At 62.1% G+C, this 20655-nt stretch carries 20 protein-coding genes; 8 read left to right on the top strand and 12 right to left on the bottom strand.

Going from position 1 to position 20655, the window contains the following annotated elements; genetic code table 11:
- The first annotated feature begins 77 nt into the window (after nucleotides 1–77).
- The gene (gene folE / locus L0U82_RS21555; RefSeq protein WP_233834333.1) at nucleotides 78–716 is read left to right on the top strand and encodes a GTP cyclohydrolase I FolE; all 639 of its coding nucleotides are present in this window, start codon (nucleotides 78–80) and stop codon (nucleotides 714–716) included.
- Nucleotides 717–768: 52 nt separating this feature from the next.
- On the opposite strand, the gene L0U82_RS21550 is transcribed toward folE, so the two are convergent.
- Nucleotides 769–1686: a DMT family transporter gene (locus L0U82_RS21550; RefSeq protein WP_233834332.1), complete on the bottom strand. Its 918-nt coding sequence runs from the start codon at nucleotides 1684–1686 to the stop codon at nucleotides 769–771.
- A 219-nt stretch (nucleotides 1687–1905) separates the two neighbouring features.
- Here L0U82_RS21550 and L0U82_RS21545 point away from each other — a divergent pair, with 219 nt between their 5' ends.
- Nucleotides 1906–2991 (top strand): VTT domain-containing protein, encoded by a 1086-nt coding sequence (locus tag L0U82_RS21545; RefSeq protein WP_233834331.1) that lies wholly within the window; start codon nucleotides 1906–1908, stop codon nucleotides 2989–2991.
- Between the two features lie 30 nt (nucleotides 2992–3021).
- On the opposite strand, the gene L0U82_RS21540 is transcribed toward L0U82_RS21545, so the two are convergent.
- On the bottom strand, nucleotides 3022–4596 hold the full coding sequence (locus L0U82_RS21540) for a sensor domain-containing diguanylate cyclase (protein WP_233834330.1): 1575 nt from the start codon (nucleotides 4594–4596) through the stop codon (nucleotides 3022–3024).
- A 139-nt stretch (nucleotides 4597–4735) separates the two neighbouring features.
- Nucleotides 4736–5584, bottom strand: a complete 849-nt coding sequence (locus L0U82_RS21535) for a CHAD domain-containing protein (protein ID WP_233834329.1) — start codon at nucleotides 5582–5584, stop codon at nucleotides 4736–4738.
- Between the two features lie 285 nt (nucleotides 5585–5869).
- Between L0U82_RS21535 and L0U82_RS21530 the strand changes: the two genes are divergently transcribed.
- Both L0U82_RS21530 and L0U82_RS21525 read left to right on the top strand, forming a co-directional pair.
- A complete protein-coding gene (locus L0U82_RS21530; protein WP_233834328.1) occupies nucleotides 5870–6463 on the top strand; it encodes a short chain dehydrogenase in 594 nt (197 codons plus the stop codon).
- A gap of 283 nt (nucleotides 6464–6746) precedes the next feature.
- Nucleotides 6747–8333, top strand: a complete 1587-nt coding sequence (locus tag L0U82_RS21525; protein ID WP_233834327.1) for an inorganic phosphate transporter — start codon at nucleotides 6747–6749, stop codon at nucleotides 8331–8333.
- A 152-nt stretch (nucleotides 8334–8485) separates the two neighbouring features.
- On the opposite strand, the gene ppk2 is transcribed toward L0U82_RS21525, so the two are convergent.
- Both ppk2 and L0U82_RS21515 read right to left on the bottom strand, forming a co-directional pair.
- Nucleotides 8486–9412, bottom strand: a complete 927-nt coding sequence (ppk2, locus tag L0U82_RS21520; RefSeq protein WP_233834325.1) for a polyphosphate kinase 2 — start codon at nucleotides 9410–9412, stop codon at nucleotides 8486–8488.
- 219 nt (nucleotides 9413–9631) lie between these two features.
- Nucleotides 9632–10030 (bottom strand): VOC family protein, encoded by a 399-nt coding sequence (locus L0U82_RS21515; RefSeq protein WP_233834323.1) that lies wholly within the window; start codon nucleotides 10028–10030, stop codon nucleotides 9632–9634.
- Between the two features lie 238 nt (nucleotides 10031–10268).
- Between L0U82_RS21515 and L0U82_RS21510 the strand changes: the two genes are divergently transcribed.
- Complete coding sequence (locus L0U82_RS21510) at nucleotides 10269–11318, top strand: S1C family serine protease (protein ID WP_233834321.1); 1050 nt, start codon at nucleotides 10269–10271, stop codon at nucleotides 11316–11318.
- A gap of 227 nt (nucleotides 11319–11545) precedes the next feature.
- On the opposite strand, the gene L0U82_RS21505 is transcribed toward L0U82_RS21510, so the two are convergent.
- From L0U82_RS21505 to L0U82_RS21485, 5 genes are all read right to left on the bottom strand, one after another.
- Nucleotides 11546–12949, bottom strand: a complete 1404-nt coding sequence (locus L0U82_RS21505) for an MFS transporter (protein ID WP_233834319.1) — start codon at nucleotides 12947–12949, stop codon at nucleotides 11546–11548.
- Nucleotides 12950–13197: 248 nt separating this feature from the next.
- Nucleotides 13198–13962: a phosphocholine cytidylyltransferase family protein gene (locus L0U82_RS21500; RefSeq protein WP_233834317.1), complete on the bottom strand. Its 765-nt coding sequence runs from the start codon at nucleotides 13960–13962 to the stop codon at nucleotides 13198–13200.
- Nucleotides 13963–13989: 27 nt separating this feature from the next.
- Nucleotides 13990–15012, bottom strand: coding sequence for a lysylphosphatidylglycerol synthase domain-containing protein (locus L0U82_RS21495; protein WP_233834316.1), 1023 nt, complete (start codon nucleotides 15010–15012; stop codon nucleotides 13990–13992).
- Nucleotides 15009–15827, bottom strand: a complete 819-nt coding sequence (locus tag L0U82_RS21490) for a HalD/BesD family halogenase (RefSeq protein WP_233834314.1) — start codon at nucleotides 15825–15827, stop codon at nucleotides 15009–15011. The genes L0U82_RS21495 and L0U82_RS21490 overlap by 4 nt, the downstream gene beginning before the upstream one ends.
- Nucleotides 15824–16516 (bottom strand): CDP-alcohol phosphatidyltransferase family protein, encoded by a 693-nt coding sequence (locus L0U82_RS21485; protein ID WP_233834313.1) that lies wholly within the window; start codon nucleotides 16514–16516, stop codon nucleotides 15824–15826. The genes L0U82_RS21490 and L0U82_RS21485 overlap by 4 nt, the downstream gene beginning before the upstream one ends.
- A gap of 239 nt (nucleotides 16517–16755) precedes the next feature.
- On the opposite strand from L0U82_RS21485, the gene L0U82_RS21480 reads away from it, so the two are divergent.
- Nucleotides 16756–17190 (top strand): hypothetical protein, encoded by a 435-nt coding sequence (locus tag L0U82_RS21480; protein WP_233834311.1) that lies wholly within the window; start codon nucleotides 16756–16758, stop codon nucleotides 17188–17190.
- A 73-nt stretch (nucleotides 17191–17263) separates the two neighbouring features.
- On the opposite strand, the gene L0U82_RS21475 is transcribed toward L0U82_RS21480, so the two are convergent.
- Nucleotides 17264–17806 carry a hypothetical protein gene (locus L0U82_RS21475; RefSeq protein ID WP_233834309.1) on the bottom strand — a complete coding sequence of 181 codons (543 nt, stop codon included), beginning with the start codon at nucleotides 17804–17806 and terminating at the stop codon, nucleotides 17264–17266.
- Nucleotides 17807–18681: 875 nt separating this feature from the next.
- Between L0U82_RS21475 and L0U82_RS21470 the strand changes: the two genes are divergently transcribed.
- Nucleotides 18682–19035, top strand: coding sequence for a hypothetical protein (locus L0U82_RS21470; protein WP_442793646.1), 354 nt, complete (start codon nucleotides 18682–18684; stop codon nucleotides 19033–19035).
- A gap of 159 nt (nucleotides 19036–19194) precedes the next feature.
- The gene (locus L0U82_RS21465; RefSeq protein ID WP_233834306.1) at nucleotides 19195–19698 is read left to right on the top strand and encodes a metal-dependent hydrolase; all 504 of its coding nucleotides are present in this window, start codon (nucleotides 19195–19197) and stop codon (nucleotides 19696–19698) included.
- 82 nt (nucleotides 19699–19780) lie between these two features.
- Here L0U82_RS21465 and L0U82_RS21460 read toward each other — a convergent pair whose 3' ends face one another.
- A complete protein-coding gene (locus L0U82_RS21460) occupies nucleotides 19781–20602 on the bottom strand; it encodes an AraC family transcriptional regulator (RefSeq protein WP_233834305.1) in 822 nt (273 codons plus the stop codon).
- Nucleotides 20603–20655 lie beyond the last annotated feature (53 nt).

Below are 20655 nucleotides of genomic sequence, written 5' to 3'. Positions count from 1 at the left end.
AAACATGGAACAATGGCCGCAGTTACAGACCCCGCGCGCCAGTGCAGCGTCGACGCGCGATCCAGGAGGAACGACGCATGAGCAGCAGCAAGGCAAAGAAAACCAAACCCGCAGCGGCCGTGGAGCGCCCGAGCCGCGAAGAAGCTGAAGCAGCCGTTCGCGTGCTGTTGCGCTGGGCCGGCGACGATCCCCAGCGCGAAGGTCTGATCGACACGCCGGCACGCGTGGTGCGCGCATACGACGAGTTCTTCGCGGGCTACCAGATCGATCCGCGCGAAATTCTTGCCCGCACCTTCTCCGAAGTGGACGGCTACGACGAAATGATCGTGCTGAAGGACATCCGCTTCGAAAGCTATTGCGAACACCATATGGTGCCGATCATCGGACGCGCGCACGTCGCGTATCTTCCGCAACATCGCGTGGTCGGTATCTCGAAGCTGGCGCGTCTGGTCGACGCCTTCGCCAAGCGGCTGCAGATCCAGGAAAAGATGACCGTGCAGATCGCCGATACGCTGAACGATGTACTGCAACCGGCCGGCGTCGGTGTGATTCTCGAAGCCGCGCACCAGTGCATGTCGACGCGTGGCGTGCACAAGGCCGGCGTCACGATGGTTACGTCGCGCATGCTGGGCACGTTCCGCACCGATCCGTCGACGCGTCGCGAGTTTCTGTCGATCGTGGGCAGCCCGGGAGTCGTCGCGGTACCGAATGCCTGAGGGTTTGCGCGTGGGCTTTGCTGCGTGTGCCCGCGCCTGATTGGGCCGGCGCTCACGGCCCCTGTGAAACTACCGCGCGCGCCGTGCGCATCCGTCCGAAGCTCGCCAGCAATACCGCCCCCAGCACGCACGCGGCGCCCATCAGTTGCGCCGCGCCGATCCGCTCGTGCAGCAGCAGCGCGGCAAACGCCAGCGCGCTCACCGGTACGAGCGCGGTCGTAAGCCCAGCCTCCGCAGCGCTGATACGCGCGGCCCCCGCGTACCACAGCACGAAACCCACGAGCGTCGGCACCAACGCGTAATACACGACGCCGAGCAATGCGGCGGCATCGACGGGTAAGGTCCACGGTCTTTCCAGCCACGCCGGCACCAGCGCCACCGCGAGTCCGATACCGCACATCAATGCCGATAGCGGCAACGGCGCGACCGGCGTGCGCAGCTTGCGGTTCAGCAGAATAAATAGCGCCTCGCAGATCACCGCAGCAAACACCAGCGCGTTACCTGGCAGCGAAGCGGACACGCGCGGCGCGCGCAGTTCATCGAGATGCACGGTACAGGCGAGCACACCGGCCGTCGCCAGCACGATCGCACCGAGCAGCGCGGGCGCGGGACGCTCGCCGAGCGCCAGCATCGCCACCGCCGCCGATACCGCCGGCAATGTGCCCAAGATGACACCAGCATCGGCGGCCGACGCGAGCCGCATCCCGCTGATCAGCAGCACCGTGTAGCCGACGCTGCCCGCGCCGGCCTGCGCGATCACCAGCAATGTGTCGCGCCGGTCGAGGCGCGGCCAGCGCACGCCGCGCCAACGCATCGCGATAACCAGCAGCGCAAACGCGATCGCAAAGCGCAGCGCGGTTGCGCTAAATGGCGGCAGGCCGGCCGCGATGGTCTTGCTGACCACGACCGTGCTGCCGACACCGATCATCGCGAGTGCGCAAAAGAGGTAGCCCGTATAGCGCGAATTCATCGTGCGCTCCTGTCCATGCGGTTGATCGAGCCCGCAGATTAGGCGCGCGCATTGCTTACGGTCTTGAACGAAATTGCAGCGCCGGCATGCGATGGACGCGCGAGCCAGCCTACGAGCCATCGGTTATGCTGAGCAAACGGCATCGCGAGAAGCTGCTTTGCGCGCGGCCGTCGCTCATAGATGCCTGCTCAATCGCAGCAACAACAAGGAGCGCCTCAATTGGTAGAGTTTCCGTCATCGGCGGTGTCGACCTGGGGCGGCGCGGTCGTCTTCGTCAATGTATTACTGACGCGTCTCGGCATCCCGGTTCCAGCCGTGCCGATGCTGCTGTTCGCCGGCTCGGCGATCGCCGCGGGCACCCTGTCGTTCTGGCCGGTGCTCGGCGCCGCGGTGCTGGGCGCGCTGATCGGCGACTGCAGTTGGTTCGCCGCCGGCCGTCTCTATGGCCGCAGGCTGCTCGCGTGGCTCGGCCGTTTGTCTCCAGCGGTCGATACGCGGCTCGACATGGCGCGCTCGCTATTCGAGCGCTACGGCGTGCCGCTCGTATCGGTGTCGAAGTTCGTGCCGGGACTCGGACTCATCACACCACCGCTAATGGGCACGACCGCTGTCGATGTCCGCATCTATCTGCTTTGGGAATGCGCGAGCGTCATCGCATGGGCGACTTTCTGGCTGCTCGGCGGCGCCGCGGTGCAACGCGAACTGCACATGCTGCATGCGTTCGTGCAGGCGCGTGGCGGCACGCTGGCCGATATTCTGATTGCCGTGGCACTGATCTATCTGCTGTACCGCCTGTATCAGCGCTACCGCGCGCGGCGCATAGTCGCGCGCGCCACGCCGGCGCTGGCCGGACCGAATACGACGCGAGGCTGGCGACGGATGGCGCCGTCGAGAGTGCTCGATGCGCGCCCCGGCGCGCCGATGCCCGAGCTGCAACGCCATATCCCCAGCGCGCTCGCGCTCGATCCGCATTCGCCCGAACAGCTCGATGGCGCGCTGCGCACGCATGACATGGTGATCTATTGCATCTGCCCTGATAGCGCGACCGCGCTCGAAGTCTCGCAATATATGCGCAGCAATGGCTATACGCGGATTCGCGCTCTGCGCGGCGGACTCGATGCGTGGCATCGGCGCGGCTTCCCGGTCGGCTTGCTGACGTCCACGGATGGAGCAGACACGGACCGGCCGATGCGGTCGAGCGGGCGTCTGGGGCCTATCGAGTCGCCAGGCAGCGACGCGCAAGGCGCGATTACGTTGCGCGGTTTTGCGCCGCGTGGCGCGCCGCTGAGCCGCCAGCATGCGTAAAGCGCGCCACGCCGCCGCCTGCCTACCCGCCTATTTCACCGCTCCGTGCACGAGCGAACAGCCATCCCACTGCGCCGAACAGCTGCGATTGCGTCCCTGCTCCTTCGCGATATAGAGCTGCCGATCGGCGGCCGCCAGCAGATCGACACCGCTGCCGCGATCTTCCGGCCTCGCCGTCGCGCAGCCGATACTGACCGTTACTGCAAGCGCGCCGTCGGGTCCGCGCACGATCACCTGGCTTTCCACTTTGCGGCGTATCTTCTCGGCCATCGCGAATGCGCCTTCCGGCATCGTATCCGGCAGCACCACCGCGAATTCCTCGCCGCCGTAGCGCGCGACCAGATCCGCCGGGCGCCGCACCACCGACGCAATGCAATCGGCCACCGCGACGAGCGCCTCATCGCCGCTCGCATGACCATACGTATCGTTGAAATGCTTGAAATGATCGATATCGAGAAAGAGCACCGACAGCGGCTTTTGCTCGCGTCGCGCGCGCCGCCATTCTTCGTCGAGCCGTTGATCGAGCACGCGGCGATTGCTGAGCCGGGTCAGCGGATCGGTCGCGGCAAGCCGCACCAGCGCGGCCTGCGCGCGCTGCTTGTCGCGCAGCGCAAATGCCAGCAGCCACGACACCAGCACGAACACCACGCCGAACGCAATCGTCAGCACGCCGGCGATATTGCTGCGATGCCGCCACGGCGCGAGCACATCGTTGACGGCGGGCGCGACTACCGCGATCAGCGGCGTGCCCGGCACATGCGCGTAGGTATAGATGCGGCGCACGCCGTCGACCGCCGCGATCGATAGATAAGTGCCCGAGTCATGCGAGACCATCGTCTGAAAAGTCAGCGATTTGGCGATACTCGCGCCGATATCGCGGGCGAGAAACGGCTTGCGCGCAAGCAGCGTTCCATCGTTCATCACGATAAAGACCGACCCTTGCGCGCCGGTGTCGATGCGATCGAGCAGATGCTGGAAATATTCGATGCGAATGGCAAGCAGCGCGATGCCGGCAAAGTCGCCCCGCGGATCGTCGATGCGACGCGTAAGCGCGATCGACAGTTTGTTGTCGCGCAACCGCGAGTGGTACGGATGCGAAAAATACAGCCCGACTGAAGGATCGCGCTTCTGCACCCGAAAATATTCGCGATCGTCGAGATGGATTGCCGTATTGGCGTCGTCGTACTGGGCGGCCGCCACGGTGCCGTCCGCGCTAAGCACATACGCGCCGCCGAGATAGGCCGCGGTGGTCGCGCGGTCGAACAGTATCTCGCGCTGTACGCCGGCGGGTAGCGCCTGCATGGCCGGATCGCGCGCACCGTCCACCATCGATTGCAGCGACAGGTTATAGATTTCGAAGTTACGCGCGAGATCGGTGGAGATGATCGAGACGAGGTTTTGCGACGTCTGGCTCGCGTGATCGAGCGCTTCGGTGCGGCCCGCGTCGAGCGTCAATAGCGTGAGCCCCGCCATCGCCGCGGCAACCACGGTGCCCGCCACACCGGCGAGCCATGGCCGATTGCCTAGATGCCGCGTCAACGCGGCTCTGATCACATGCGGCATCCCGCGCAGCCGGCGCTGCATCGAAAGCGTCTGCTGTGCCACGCTTATCGTCTCCTTTTGCGGACTATTCTGTCGCACCGCCGTTGCGGCGCAGCATGCCGGTACTGTCGCGACGCTGGTATCGACGCGCGACACGGCGAAAGACAAAGCCGCAATCCCACTGCCCCCGATCGGTCCAGCATCAGTCCAACAAGCGCGCCGCCGCGCGTATGCGGCGCTTGCGCTGCTTGCCGAGCCAATCCAGCGCGGCCTCCGTATCTCCGGGGCCGGCGAGGACTTCGGCATTCTCGCGCAACAGTTCCTCGCTTGCCACGGTATCGTTGAGCTCGCCAAAACGCTTCTGGATTTTCTTCAGATGCTTGAGCGTACGTTTATGACCACCTTCGAGCACCGGGCCGAAAAACTCGAATAGATAACGCAGCTTTTTGCCGGCCTTGCGGACATCGTGAAACGCGGCATAGTTCGAGCGCTTCGCATGGCTTGCGTGGCGGATGCGCTTCTTCAACGACCGCTCCGATGCCCTTACGCGTTTAGCGGCAAATTTGTGCAGTGCGATGCGCGGTAGATGCGCGACGTTCAATTCGGCGGATGTGCTGGTAAGCGCATCGCGCAGTAGATGCTTGACGTCGGCGTTCAACAGCGTTTCGCGGCTGACGGCGAGCGTGTCGGCGCGCGCCTGCTCGAGCTTCGGCATCAGCGCCTCGCGCGAGGCGTCGTCCTGCTGCGCCAGCAATTCGATCAGGATGTCCCAGTCGCGCGTCTTGCCGGCCGCCGTCGCGAGGAACTTATAGACCGCGCGCTGGCGGCCATTTTCGCCCTTGTCGAGCAATGGCGCGAAGGCCCACCACAGCGATCGCAATCGCCTTAGCGATACGCGCAACTGGTGCAATGCTTCGGGTGATGCGTCTTCGTGGACTGCCTCGGCAAGCTCGATCGCATGATGGACAAGCGGCGCGGCATAAGACGCAAAAGCCTGCTGCGCCGAAGGTTCACCGGCCGGCTGGAGAACTGCTTCGCTGTCTTGCTTCATGGGCGACGACTCCGAAACACGACTTGACTTTTAGCGTAGCAAAAAATAATCCCCACAGTATATTTGCCGGGCATTCGATCTATTGAGTAAGCGCAAAAGCGCGCACAAAACACCTCTGGCAGATAACGGCGCGCTTGGGGGTCACTCGACTTGATGAAACCGTCCGCACCGAACGTGTAAAGCGGCTATCTTGAACCTGTACGTAACAGGCGCGCCGCCGCTTATTGCGTGACCGGTCCCGGCGGCCTCGTCCGCCTATGCGGCGGGAAACCTCAAGGAGGATATATGCGAGTACTTGTGGTTGGAGCAACGGGCCTGCTCGGCTCCGAAGTCGTCAAACTGCTGGCCGCCGAACACGATATCGTCACCGCAAGTCGTAAGGGATCCGATCTGCATGTTGACCTGTCCGATAAACGCAGCATCGAATCGATGTACGCGCAAGCCGGTACGCTCGATGCGATCGTGTGCACCGCCGGTTCGGCAAAATTCGCGCCGCTCGCATCGCTCGCCGACGAAGACTTCTCGTTTAGCCTCGCCAACAAACTGATGGGTCAGGTCAATCTGTTGCGCTGCGGCGCCACGCATATCTCGCAGGGCGGCTGCTTTACGTTGACTAGCGGCGTACTCGCGCAACAGCCGATCGAAGGCAGCGCGGCGGTCAGTATCGTCAATGCGGGCGTCGAAGCGTTCGCGCGCTCGGCGGCACTCGAGCTGCGCGGTAAAGCACGCGTCAATGTGGTGAGCCCGGGCTGGGTCGCGGAAACGCTCGAATCGATGGGCCGCGATCCGGCCCAGGGCGTACCTGCCTCGATCGTTGCGCAGGCCTATAAACGTAGCCTTGGCGGCAGCGCTAGCGGTGAAGTGTTCAATGCTTCGTAGCCCGGTTTTGTGGTCCTCTTCTTAGCCGCTTCGTCGCCCGCTTTTTAGCCGTTTTGGTAGCCATATACCAGCGCATTTTGACTGACGATTTTCCGCCGCTCTTTTCGGACATTTGACTATCCCGGCTCGCCATCCAGTGGCGTCAAATCCTCGTGGCGCGGCGTCAAACCCGCGCCACGCGTGGCTGCTGGCGCACCCGGCTAGCGTCACGCGTTTGTCATCATTACGACATGCCACGCCAGCAGCATCGTGAGTCCCGCGACAAACTTTTGGGGCTCACGTCATGCCGGAACTTTCCTATCAGCAACCAGGCGCTGCCAGCGGCAAAGGGCGCAATTTCGGCCTGTTTATCTTTCTCGCCCTACTCGTTGCCGGCGTGGTGTATTGCGCCGTAAATCTGCTCGACGATTTGCAGCCGGTACGCGAAAGCTCGGTCCTACCGTATCTGCTGCTGGGTGTCGCGCTATTGATTGCGCTTGGCTTTGAATTCGTCAATGGCTTTCACGATACGGCCAATGCAGTCGCGACCGTTATTTATACGCACTCGCTTACGCCGAATCTCGCGGTCGTTTGGTCCGGCGCCTGGAATTTTCTCGGCGTGCTGCTATCGACCGGCGCGGTCGCGTTCGGCATTCTGCAATTGCTGCCTGTCGAATTGATTCTGCAGGTGGGTAGCAGCGCCGGCTTCGCGATGGTATTCGCGCTGCTGATCGCCGCGATTATCTGGAATCTCGGCACCTGGTATTTCGGCCTGCCGTCCTCCAGCTCGCATACGCTGATCGGCTCGATCATCGGCGTCGGCCTGATGAATCAGCTGATGCACGGTGCGAACGGCACCAGCGGCGTCGACTGGAATCAGGCACTCGGCGTCGGCAAGTCGCTGCTGTTTTCGCCGATCGTCGGCTTTCTGCTCGCGGGCTTGTTGCTGCTGATCCTGAAAGCGGTGGTACGCGTGCCCGCGCTGTATGCCGAGCCGAAAGGCAAGGAACCGCCGCCGTTCTGGATTCGCTGTCTGCTGATTCTGACCTGCACGGGGGTGTCGTTTGCGCATGGTTCGAACGATGGCCAGAAGGGCATGGGCCTTATCATGCTGATCCTGATCGGCACGGTGCCCACCGCCTATGCGCTGAACAAGGCGGTCACTCCCGCGGAAACGCAGAACTTTATCGCGGTCTCCCAGCAAACCGCGGCGACGCTCGCGAACTACACGCAAGGCGTGGCGCCTTCCGCGAATCCGCGTGCCGATGTCGAGGAATTCGTGCGCACGCGTCAACTGACGCCTGCCACGGTGCCGGCACTGCAGCAGCTGACCGCGCAGATCGGTCGCCAGGTGGGCGACTCGGGCTCGATGGCCGCGGTGCCGCAAAACGTCGTCGATAACGTGCGCAACAATATGTATGTGGCGTCCGAAGCGATTCGTCTGATGCAAAAGGCCAATCAGCCGCCGTTCTCGCCGGAACACGCGAAGGTCATCGGCAACTTCAAAACGCAGCTCGATCACGCAACCAAATTTATTCCGACCTGGGTCAAGGTGGCGGTCGCGATCGCGCTGGGGCTCGGCACGATGGTCGGCTGGAAGCGCATCGTCGTGACAGTCGGCGAAAAGATCGGCAAGCAGCACCTGACCTATGGGCAAGGCGCGGCGGCGGAAGTCGTCGCGATGGTGACGATCGGCGCCGCCGACGTCTACGGTCTGCCGGTTTCGACGACTCATGTGCTGTCATCCGGTGTGGCCGGCACGATGGCCGCGAACGGTTCGGGCCTGCAATGGGGCACGGTGCGCAGCCTGATACTCGCATGGGTGCTGACGCTGCCGGCATCGATCGGGCTTGCGGCTGGCCTGTACTGGGTGTTCCGGACGGTGTTCTAAGCTCGCTCGATCTGCGCTTAGTCTGCTCGCGTATTTCGCGAGCAGATCGGCAGACCGATCAGTTGCACGATGATCGGTCCGCGAATAAAAAAAGCCGCTTTAAAAAGCGGCTTTTTATTTGGTGCTTCCGTTTCTCGCAACAGCAACGCCGATCAATACACCTCGGGCACGATCATCGATTGCGGCACCGGCTGGCGGCTATAGTCTTCATGATGGACGCGCGACGGCAATTCGATCTGCTGATGCTCGATCTCGTGATACGGCACCTGGCTCAGCAGATGCTGGATACAGTTCAGGCGCGCGCGCTTCTTGTCGACGGCCTGCACGACCCACCACGGTGCCTCGGGAATATGCGAGCGCTGCAGCATCACTTCCTTCGCCAGCGTATACGCTTCCCAGCGGCGGCGGCTTTCCAGGTCCATCGGACTCAGCTTCCATTGCTTCAGCGGATCGTGGATACGATTCTGGAAGCGGATTTCCTGCTCTTCGTCGGTAATCGAAAACCAGTACTTGATGATCTGCACGCCGCTGCGCACCAGCATCTTTTCGAATTCGGGCACCGAGCGGAAAAACTCTTCGTATTCGTCGTCCGTGCAGAAATTCATTACGCGTTCGACGCCCGCGCGGTTATACCAGCTACGGTCGAACAGCACCATTTCGCCGCCGGCGGGCAGATGCGAAACATAGCGCTGGAAATACCATTGCGTGCGCTCGCGATTATTCGGCGCCGGCAGCGCCGCCACGCGGCATACCCGCGGATTGAGCCGCTGCGTAATGCGTTTGATCGCGCCGCCCTTGCCGGCTGCGTCGCGCCCTTCGAAGATCACCACGAGCCGATGGCCGGTCTTTACGATCCAGTCCTGTAGCTTGACCAGTTCGCCTTGCAGCCGGAATAGCTCGCGGAAATACTGCTTGCGCGCTTCGCGATGTTCGCTCGTCAAGCCGGCCGCACCGTCGATGATACGGTCGTCGACTTCCATTTCGAGTTCTTCGTCATAGGCGTCGATAAGGTCTTCCTCGAAACGACGCTGGCGCTCCGCCATCAATTCGGTTTCAGATCTCGGGTCCGGCTCTTTCATTGCGGCTCTCCTCGCAACAGGAATGGGATGGCGCGCGGCGGCAAGCGCGACGCGGACGCGTTCGATTATCGAAGCGCGAGGTGTCAGCCGTGTTACCACGCAGGCCGACGGACTGGCGAAGCTCCGATAACGGGCTCGCCACGACTCTATCGGCTCGATTCCGGCATGCGCAACATGCGGCGCTATTTATGATAGCGAGTTTTGCGCGAATATCCGACGCTAGCAGAGCGGCCGCGCAAAGCTCAGTTCATGGCCATCCGGATCGGTGATATGGAAATAGCGCTCGCCCCATGAGGCGTCGGACGGGGCAAACGACGGCTGCAACCCCGCCGCCAGCGCCTTGTTATAGATCGCATCGACATCCGATACATAGATGATCACGCGTCCCCACCAGGCAACCGGCGCGCGCGCGTCGGCGATCAGGTTCAGATAGGTGCCGCCGAATGCAAATGACGTAAATGCCTGCTGCGGGCCGCCATAGCTAAGCGGGAAACCGAGCGCTTCATAGAACGGCACCGCGCGCTGCATATCGCTGGTGGCCAGCGTGATTGCGCTCACTGATTCGATGAGCGGCTCAGGGGGCGTAGTTTGCGGGGCTGGGGGGTTGGAGGTAGACATCGGGTTGTCTCCGTGGCGCGGGGGCTGGCGACAGAGTCGCGGCGGGTACGGGCAGTTACGGGCCGGTGATGGTGGGCCGCCGGCTCGATAGAGCGATACGGACAGCGGCGGACCGTTCCGTTACCTCGAAAAGTGTCTCATAGGCAAAGGCCTGCCGTCCCGGCGCCGCCCCCGCGGATGCCCTTGAAAACGCCTGCCGCGCCCCGCATCTCGCAGCCCGATTATCCGGAGCATCGCTATGGGAAGCCGCCCACGCTTCATCGATGACCTGTCGGGCGCCGCATCCGACGCCCCCGGGCCGCAATCCACCGAACTTCTGACTCGCCACGACGATGCCCTGCTCGACGCCTACTCCCGCACCGTAATCGGCGCACTGGAGCGGGTCCAACAAGCAGTGGCGTTTATTGCCGTCGAACGCCGCATGTCCGGCGAGCCGCCAGGGCATAGCCGCGGCGCGTGCGGCGGCACCGGTTCGGGTTTTATCTTTACGCCCGATGGCTATCTGCTGACCAATAGCCATGTCGTGCATGGCGCGACGCATATTCAGGTTACGCTCGCCGACGGCGCGAAATTCGATGCCGATCTGGTCGGCGACGACCCCGGCAGCGATCTCGCGGTGCTGCGTATCGGCTCGCCGGAGCCGCTGCCACATGTCGAGCTTGGCGAATCGTCGAAGCTGCGTGTCGGACAGATCGCGATCGCGGTCGGCAATCCGCTCGGTCTGCAGCAGACCGTCACCACCGGCGTGATATCGGCGCTCGGCCGTTCGTTGCGCTCGAACTCCGGCCGTATGATCTACGACGTAATCCAGACCGATGCCGCGCTTAATCCAGGCAACTCGGGCGGCCCGCTGATCAATTCGGCGGGCCAGGTAATCGGCGTCAATACCGCGATCATCCCCGGCGCGCAGGCGATCTGCTTTGCGACCGCGATCGATACCGCCAAATGGGTGATCATGCAGATCTTTGCGCATGGCCGCGTGCGGCGAGCGTATATCGGCGTGGCCGGCACCACGACACCGTTATCGCGCCGGGTGCAGCGCTATTTCGGTCTAAGCGCGCAAAGCGGCGTGCATGTCATGGAAATCGTCAAAGGCAGTCCGGCCGCGCTGGGCGGCTTGCGTACCGACGATACGATCGTCGCAATCGATATGCAGCCGGTACAGGATGTGGATAGCTTGCAACGCGCGCTCGACGCATCGCGTATCGATAAGCCAGTCGGCGTAACCGTGCTGCGCGGCGCGCAGCGGCTGGAATTGATATTGACGCCGGTCGAGCAGGCGGGTTGAGCCGGTTTGCCGGCGCGGGCCGCGATGCGGCCGGCCGGGCGGCCGTGGATGCCAGATACGCAACCCTACATGGAAGCCTACCGTCCGCTATGACGACCATCGTTTCGTTCGAGCCGTTATTTCCCGAAGAACGTAAATCGCGCACAGCCAACGAAGCCGCCCAACAAAGCCAGCAGACCACTTCGATTACCTGACACCACCGCCTGAAAGCGCAACAAATCGATCACCTACGCACGCCCGTGATTGCCGCGCGCAATCTCATCGCCCGCATCCGGCGGCATGCGCCGGGTAATCGGTATCGACAGGCAGGAGAACAGCCCCACCACCAGGAACGCCGGCCAGAAATCGGAAAACACGATCTTCGGATGCCCCTGCACCGCATGTGAAATCTGCAGCACGATACCGGCGATCGTTACACCAAGGCCCAGCGACATCTGCTGAATCACGCTCGCTACGCTCGTTGCGCGACCCACATCGCTGCTCGGAATATCCGCATACGCAAGCGTATTGAGCGACGTAAATTGCAACGACGGAAAGAAGCCACCCACCAGCACGACGCACCAGATTAACCAATGCGGCGTGCCCGGGAAAAATAATCCATACACCGCAATCGCAAGCCCCGCGCAAGCGGCATTGACCATCAGCACGGTACGAAACCCGAAGTGTCGGAGAATGCGCGAGGCCACCGTCTTCATAAAGATCGAGCCGAATGCGGACGCGCAGGTAATCGCACCCGCTCTAAATGCGGTCATGCCGAGCCCTTCCTGCAACGCAAGCGGCAATAGAAACGGCACGGCTCCAAGGCCGATACGAAACATCGAGCCACCAATCACGCTCGCATGAAAACTGGGAATACGCAGCAGACGCAGATCGAGCACCGGCAATGCGACACGGCTCGCATACAGCACATAGATCGCCAGCAGCACGATGCCGATCACACACATACCGACCGAGTTATGCGTCGATACCAACTCACCGCCGACCAGCGAAAGCCCAAGCATAAATAGCGACGCGCCGCTCGCCGACAGCACAAAGCCGATCCAGTCGAGCCGGCCCGGATACAGCTCACGGGTATTGGCAATATGTTTATTCGTCAGCCAGATGCCGAGCAGACCAATCGGAATATTGATGACAAAAATCAGACGCCAATGCAGATAGGTCGTGATAAAACCGCCGAGCAGCGGCCCGATGACCGGACCGAGCAAAGCCGGTACCGAAAGATAATTCATCGCGCGGATAAATTCCGATTTCGGCACCGAACGGAAAATAATAATGCGGCCCACCGGTACCATCAGCGCGCCGCCGACACCCTGTACAAAACGGGCGACCACAAAGGTATCGAGCGAAGTGGAGGCCGCGCACATCAGCGATCCCGCCATAAAAATACCGATGGCCGTGCGAAATACCGTGCGCGAACCGAAACGGTCGGCGACCCAGCCGCAAATCGGGATAAATACGCCGAGGCCAATCACATACGATGTGACGGCAAGCTTGAGGGTAATGGGATCCTGCCCGAGATCGCGTGCCAGAGTCGGCAGCGACGTGACGATAACTGTGCCGTCCACGTTTTCCATGAACATCGCGCATGCGACGATCAGCGGAACGATAAAAGTGCCCAAAGCGAGAGGCATTGGCGTGACGACAAGCCGCTAGGCCATCGATTGAAAGCTTGGATTATGGCATTGCGGCGGCAACAAATGTTGTTGCGCGGGGGATTTTGCTATGCGACCGCGGCGCGGCGCGTGCCTGACCGGCAATGACCAGTCAAGCGCCGTGCGGCATAGCGCAAACGTGCTGCTTGAGGAATGACGGCGGCGGCCTGCTTCGATGTTTCAAACAGAACTCGCCGCCTGACCAATTTCGCGCGCTGAATAACGCCTCAGCGCGATGCGCTCACGAGCGGCTGCAATTGCGGCAGGATTTCATTGGTTGCGCGCGCGACATCGTTCGGAAAGTCGATTTCGATCCACGGCGCACCGGTGACATCGGCGGTATCGAATACCTGAGTGCGCTCGAGCAGCAGGTCACGCACCGCTTCTTCATGCGGCATATTTGCGCGGCCGCTATCGATATAGCCGGCAACGATCTGCGTAAAGCGTTGCGCTGTTTCCTCGCGGAAGCGGAAAAAGCCAACCGATTCGCCGATCATGTCGTACTCGAGATTTACCGCGAGCTGCTTGCGCAATTCGACCGGCACGCTGTTTTTCAGACACAGCTTGACCGGCTCGTCGCCCGCTTCGAAATCGCGGTCAATCAATAGCCGATTAACCGATTCCCCCGTCACCAGCGCATTCAGAATCCGCTCGTCGTAGAGCACATCGGCATCCATCAACAGCACATCGCCGCCGCGCGTCAGCGCGTCAGCAACCGTATGTACCGTCAGCACGCTGCCGAGATCGAAACGCGGATTGATTACGGTCTCGACCTTATGCGGCCAGTTGATACGCGCCAGTTCCGCCTGCACCGATTCCGGCTGGAAACCGAGCGCCAGCACGACGTCGGTGACGCCGGCGGTTTCCAGCATCTGCAGATGCCGCTCGAGCAGGCTCATCCCGTCGAACTGCAACAGGCACTTGGGAAACTGGGCTTGCGGCGGCTGCTGAAGACGCAGGCCGAGGCCCGCTGCGAGAATAATGGCGCGCATGCGCGGTCCTTTGAAAAAATACGGAGATCAATCGGCAACGGGCATGCGCCGTAGGGCGCGTCGCCGTTGCCAGCTTCTTTCGCTGAAGTGCAAAACCAGCAGGCCCGGCAGGCCCAGCAGGATTTCACGCGCGCGCTTGGCGAGCGACAACGCCAGCGCCGCGTCGGGCGGCAAACCCACCAGCGGTGCAAGCAGCAGATAGCCGCCCTCCTGCACGCCAAGCGAGCCCGGAATCATAAACGCCGCGCCGCGAATCGCCTGGCCGATGCTTTCGAGCAGCAGCGCGTCGATCCAGCCGACCGGATGGCCGAGAAAGCGCAGCGCGAGCCAGACTTCGACAGTGCCAACGACCCAACCGACAAAACTCAACACGAAACTCGCCACCACCCGGCGCCGTTCGCCGTAAAGCGACTGCACGGCGGCATCGACGGCTTCCGCGCGGGTCATCAGCGACGACCAGTCGCGCTTGCCGAATACCTTCGACACCACGCCGAGCAGCCGGCCAAACAGACCGCGCCGCTGTGCAAAGTAAAAACCGGCGATCATCGCGCCAAGCACACAGGTCGCGATCAGCGTCGCGGTTTGCAGATCGCGCAGCGCGCCGTGCGCGGCATAGGCGCCGAATAGCAGCAGGCCGCTAAGCGCGAAAATGATTTGCGCCAGCGCCTGCCATGTCGTGCTGACCGTGATTGCCGCGGCCGCATCGCGCAGCAGCATGCCGCGCTGCGACAGCTGCCGCACCATCACGACCGGGCCGCCGATCTGGCCGGCCGGCAGCAGGCTATTTACCGATTCGCCGATCCAGCGCGCGGACAGCGCGTCGCGCAACGACACATCGCGCGGCGCACCGCCGCTGCCATCACGCCTGAACAGCACCGCAATCGCACCGGCATCGATCACCAGCGGCACGATATGAAACGCCGCGACGACCGCGAGCCCCCAGCCGGCCGCGAGCAAGGTAGAAGCGACCGAGCCGAACCCCTGCCACGCGAGCAGGCCGACAAACAGCGCCGTGCCGATCGACAGCAGAAGCAGCGCGGCGCGACTCATGCGGCGCCCTTGCCCCGCGAGGTCATCTGACGGAATACCTGGCGGAAACCGAAGTACGCGATCGCGTCCTTCATATTGGAAATAAAGCGGCGCCACGGCCGCATATTCGGGTCGGTGACGTACTCGAATGTCAGCGATACACGCATCTCGTTCGCGCCTGCCGGCGTAATGCGATGGCGCAGTTTGTCGCCGTCGAAAAACACCAGGCCGCCCGGCGGAATCTGCACCGAGCCCGGTTGATCGGGCATATCCGGATTGCGCGTATGCAGCTCGTAGTCGAGCCGGCACGACGATTCGTCGATAACACCGAGCAGCACCGTATAGCGGCGGCCGTCGTAATACGAAGTGTCGTAGTGCCAGCCGATATGGTCGCCCGGCCGCGTGTAGTAGTAGAGCGCGTAGGCGTGGGGATCGTCGGCAGGCGACACCTGCAGCTTGTCGCCGCTCATCTGCTCGAGCCAGCCGATCAGTTCCTTCGACCGATATAGCTCGGCGATAAACGGCGCGAGGCGATCGATCGTATGGCGGCTTACGCTACCGCCCTGCTTATGCCCGGGCAGATAGTTACGGTTCACCTCGTCGAGCATCGAGCGCGCACTGTGGATCAGTTGCGCGGTAACTTCCGGCGCGAGAAAATCGTCGAGGTAGAGAAACGCGCCCTGCGTGGAAAAATCCTTGCGCAGACGCGCATTGTCGAACGTGCGCGTGCGGCTCGCGACCGCGCGGTCGGCGTCCGGCGCGGGCACGGCAGATGCTGCGGATGCGGTTGTTTGCGCGGATGCGGACGTAATCGGGTCTTCGGCTTGCGTACTCATTCGCTGGCCCAGAGTTGACTTTTTTCGGAGGCCTTGGCCGCCGGGCTGGCGGTACGGCGCGCGACGCGCCAGTAGTCGATCACCACCCACACGGCGAATAGCGGCGCGCCGATCGACGCCACCACGACGAACGGCATCACGACACTGGTCAGTGTGACGATGGGTAGCAGATACAGCACGTCTTCGGTTTCGAAGCCGCCGACCGACGCCTGCTTCGTGCCGGCCTTGCCAACCATTTCCTCGATACGCATGCGCAGAAAGAAGATCAACGCAACGGCCACGCCAGCCACCGCGCCGAGCACGCCCGGCGAGACTTTCAGTCCGCCGATCTGCGTGCCGCCGACACCGATGCCCATACCGACGAATAGCATCACGGTGACGAGCGCATCGCAGGCGAGATCGTAAAAATGACCGATACGGCTCGATTTGCCGCTGATCCGCGCGAGTTCGCCGTCCGTGTGATCGACGAAATTCGACAGCACGATCAGCAATGCGCCGGCATTGGCCCACGCGAATTCGCCGTGGGCAAGGCACAAAGCGCCTGCGACGCCGATCAGCAGGCGCAATGTGGTGAGATGGTTCGGTGTGACCCAGGTATTGACCAGCGGTGTCACGAGCCGGCGGGCGAGCCGGGCGTCCCAGGTGCGGGGCGGCGGAACGTTAACTGGAGATTTAGCTTTCGAAGTCATAACCCGGAAATATATACGGGATCGAGAAAGATTGCTTTCCTCCCGAACGTTTCCTTGAAGATTGCCAATGACAATTGTGTGTCCGTCATGAAGCGGGATCCGTCGAATCACGATAAAGTGCGAATCCTGTCGCGCCTGCCATGTGGAATTCCCTCGGTACGCGCGCCACGCGGGCCGTCAGGCCGCGCCGCCGGCCGTTGCGAATCCACGACATCGAATCAGGATTGCCGTCTAAGCTCATGAATCGCTTTTTTACCTCGCTACTACTATTCGTCGCGGCCGCCGGACTGCCGGTTTCTGGTTTCGCCGTCACGCTCGACGCGCCGCTCGTTTGCAATGAAAGCGGCCATCAGTTTATTGCCGACCTTCTCGATCAGCAGTTGATCGACCCGAAGCCAACGCATGTCGAACGCAACTCGATCAACGCGTTTTCGCCGACGCATGATGCCAATCTGACCGCCTTCGGTTTTCGCGTATTCGCGGTGGTCGGCTTCCAGAAAGACGACCCGCTATTCCGGGTCGGCGACGGCGAGCCGCTCGCGCAATCCGCGTACGGCGCGGTGGTGTTCGGTGCCGAAGAGAAAGTCCGTGCCGCGATTGCGGATGCCGGCAGCACGGCGATCGTCCATCATGTCGCGCCGCTAATCACGGCGATTTTCTGCAAGCGCGAATGAGTTTGCGAGCGCGGCGTTCGCCAGCTGGATAACACCTCTGGCCTCGCCGGCTTCGATTCCGTTTCTTCAGGCTTTAGCCGCCGGGCCGGCGAAATTCGTTTTCTACCCATGCCGTCGCGCTGGCCTTGCTGAGCTTGAACGTCGGCGCGACCTGCACCTGCGCAAGCTGCTCGCCCAAGCTATCGAGCGCGCTCAGCAACGCATAGGGCTCGTCTTCGTCGGGCACGATATCGAGCGTGATATCGAGTTCATCGTTGCCATCCGCGCTCGGCACCCGCACCGCCTTATGGAGTTGCGCGCGCAGTTGCTGTTCATGGCGGCGCAGCACTTCCGACGCCGTTTTCACCAGCGTGTTGAACGCCGATACGTCGAGCGGCTTCGGGTCTTTCTTGTTGCGGCCCATCGTCCATGGTCCGACGAGCGCGGGCTCCGCCTCTCCGTCCTTGATCATTTCGACGGCCCAGCCTTCGTCGTCTTCATTCTTGATGATGCGTGCGGTCCAGCCGTTATCGCACCACAGACGATCTTCGTGCACGCTGTCATGCGGCGCGGAGGAATCTTCCGGCAGCGGATCGGCGTTCGTTTCGCCGGACGTGGAAAAAGGCGTGTCGTTCATCACAGGTTCACTCACTTCGCGAGGCGCAAATACATTCGAACCTGCGATTTTACCCGCCCGGCGCGCATTGCCGGGCTCACTATGACGAATGGACAAGCCCCAACCGGAACGACAAAGCCACGCACCGGCCGGATAAGTCTATTGCGCGATTTTCCACGAGATATAAACGGGATTTAAATTTGTATAAAAAAACGCGACCCGAAGGTCGCGTGTAAAAATGAAAAAGACACCCTTGGTCGAAGGTGTCAAACGAAATTATAAATGGGCCGACTTATCCGAATTAAACGACAGTCACGGAACAATACGTTGCGAAAAACAGCAGGAATCGACGGCCACCACAGCCGCTTATTACGTTCTGTCAGGTCTGGGCGACGGACGCCGTCACCTTCACGCAACATGTCCATGCTTGCCTGAGCATCCGTTCGCTGATGCAAACAACGCTTTCCTTTTCTCCGATCCGCACTGGCGCAATTAACCCCGCAATTCCGGAATTAACGATTGTTATATGTTTTGCAATTAGATATTCATGCAGCGGTAATTATCTTCGTTAAATCGGAAGATATTTGTCGGATCGAAAACCAGCCCGATTCCACGCACCGGCTGTCGATGGTCAACCTCACGCCTCCTTTTGATCGACCTTACGATTTGCCGCCATCTCGCCAGCCGGATAGCCACGCATAGTGACGATGCCCATCCGCGCTGGGTATACTGCCCCGGCCGCCGCACTCGCCGCGAGATCAACACGTCAAGACGCCACGATCTCTCGACCGATGCCAGGCGGCTTCGTCGCGAAGCATCGCGCTGCACGCCAGCGCATCGCGCTTCGCCCGCGCCTCACTTTCCCATGCATGACCGGGAACGCCGACGATCGGATCATGAAAAGACTTCTGCTGCTTACCCCCGCTATCGCCATCACTGCCGTTCTCACCGCCTGCGGTTCGTCGAGCGGCCCCGCGCGCGATGCGTCCGTACCGATGGTGTACGTGTCGTCGTCGCGCACGGTCGACTCCATTGCCACCTGTCTCGAAGACCGTCTGCCGCGCGTGCGCACATCGCGTGCAGGCAACGCGACCGAGCTTGCGGTCGGCGCCGATTCGAACAACTCGTATTTCGTCACGCTGACACCGCTGAACGGCAGCACGGTGATCAAGGTCATGCATCCGGCCAATGCGCCCGACGATCCACCTGAATCAGAACTGCGCTTCGATATCGCGCGCTGCGCATCCTGAGACCTTGCCTGTTAAAAGATCGCACGCTGACACACACGGCGTCGTAAACATCTAGCCGATGCGCGATTTTTACCTCGCGTATCGGCTATTTTTTTATCCGCTCATCTGCGAACATAGCCGCCCTTTGTTTTTCATGCGGCGCTCGTGCCGCGACTGCCGATGGCATCCAGCAAAGCACATCATGCAACCGGTTTCGCAGCCGGCGTCATCGCGGCGGCAACCGTCGCACGCATCGGCGGTGGTCCGTTTCACGTGGGCGTGCTGCTGAGTTTTATCGCGGGCGTAGCCGGCAGCACCGCGCCGGACTGGCTCGAAGTTGCATGGTGGTCGCGCGCGCGGCGGCTGTGGATCACGCATCGCACGCTCACGCATTGGGGCATCGGCTGGCTCGTGCTGCTCGCGGTGTCGTATCACATGCTCGGGCATTCGGTTTACGCGGCGCCGGCATTCGGCTTCGCGTGCGGCGGCCTCATGCATCTGCTCGCCGACTGGCCGAATCCGCTCGGCGTGCCGTGGATTGCCGGACGGCATTCATTGAATCTGTGGAACAGCGGGCATTGCGATCTGATCGTCGTCGCGATGTCGTGGGCAGTCGCATGGTTTATCGGCGCACATGTATGGCTGCATCGCGCATACCAATTGCCATGGTTGCGGCATTGGTGAGTGGGATGACGCGAGCCGCGCGCTTCACAAAGCGAAAGCAGTGCGCAAAATTTCCCGGCTTCAATGCCCACCCCTGCAGTGCTTACCGAATCGCCGTCGCATAGTTCGCGGGCGTCACGCCGAGCAGACGCACAAACGCGCGCGTCATATGGCTTTGATCGGCAAAGCCCGCGACGGCGGCCGCATCGGCGAGCGTCGCACCGCTCGCGATCGATCGCCTCGCCAGCGACACGCGTCGCTGCATCCGATACGCGTGCGGCGGCAAGCCCGTCTGCTGCGCAAACGCACGCAGCAACTGGAAGCGGCTCACGCCCGCCTCGGCGGCGAGATCGGCGAGGCTCAGCGCGGCGGCCGGATCGTCGTCGATGCGTGCTCTTGCTCGTGCAATCGGTCCATTCGCCGCGGTGACACGCGCTCGCGCGGACTTCGTCGCATGAACGCGCACCAGATGCGCAAGCAGAGAGAGCAGCGCCTCTTCCGTCATCAGATCGTCGGGTAGGCAGGGTGCCAGCACCGATACCGCAAACAGCCGCTCGAACAGCCGCGTCAGCAACGGATCGTGCACGACCGGCTGCGTGAGTTCGATGTCGCGCGCCACGGTATCGGTTAGTTCAGCGCCAACGCTGGCCACTATCGACGGCTCGAAATAAAGCATGCGCCACGCACGCCCGCGTTCATCGAGCGGACTGCCGTCGTGGACCTCACCGGGATTGACCATGATGGCATCGTGCGCGCGCGCCTCGACGACACCGCGCCCGCTCGCCGACCGATGCCCGCCGCTGACGATCACGCCGACGCCAAAGCGATCGTGCGAATGGCGCGGAAACGAATGCGCGGTATCGGCCACCGTCGCTTCGACGCCGGCAATCGCGCAACGACGCATCAGTACGCGGCCGCGGCACATGCTTCGCCGCTCACGCAGAAAGGTACGCGGCGGCAGAGCCGCGCGCGGGCATC

The sequence above is a fragment of the Paraburkholderia sp. ZP32-5 genome (assembly GCF_021390495.1).
GTDB lineage: Bacteria > Pseudomonadota > Gammaproteobacteria > Burkholderiales > Burkholderiaceae > Paraburkholderia.
This window is presented reverse-complemented; position numbering and strand designations above follow the sequence as displayed.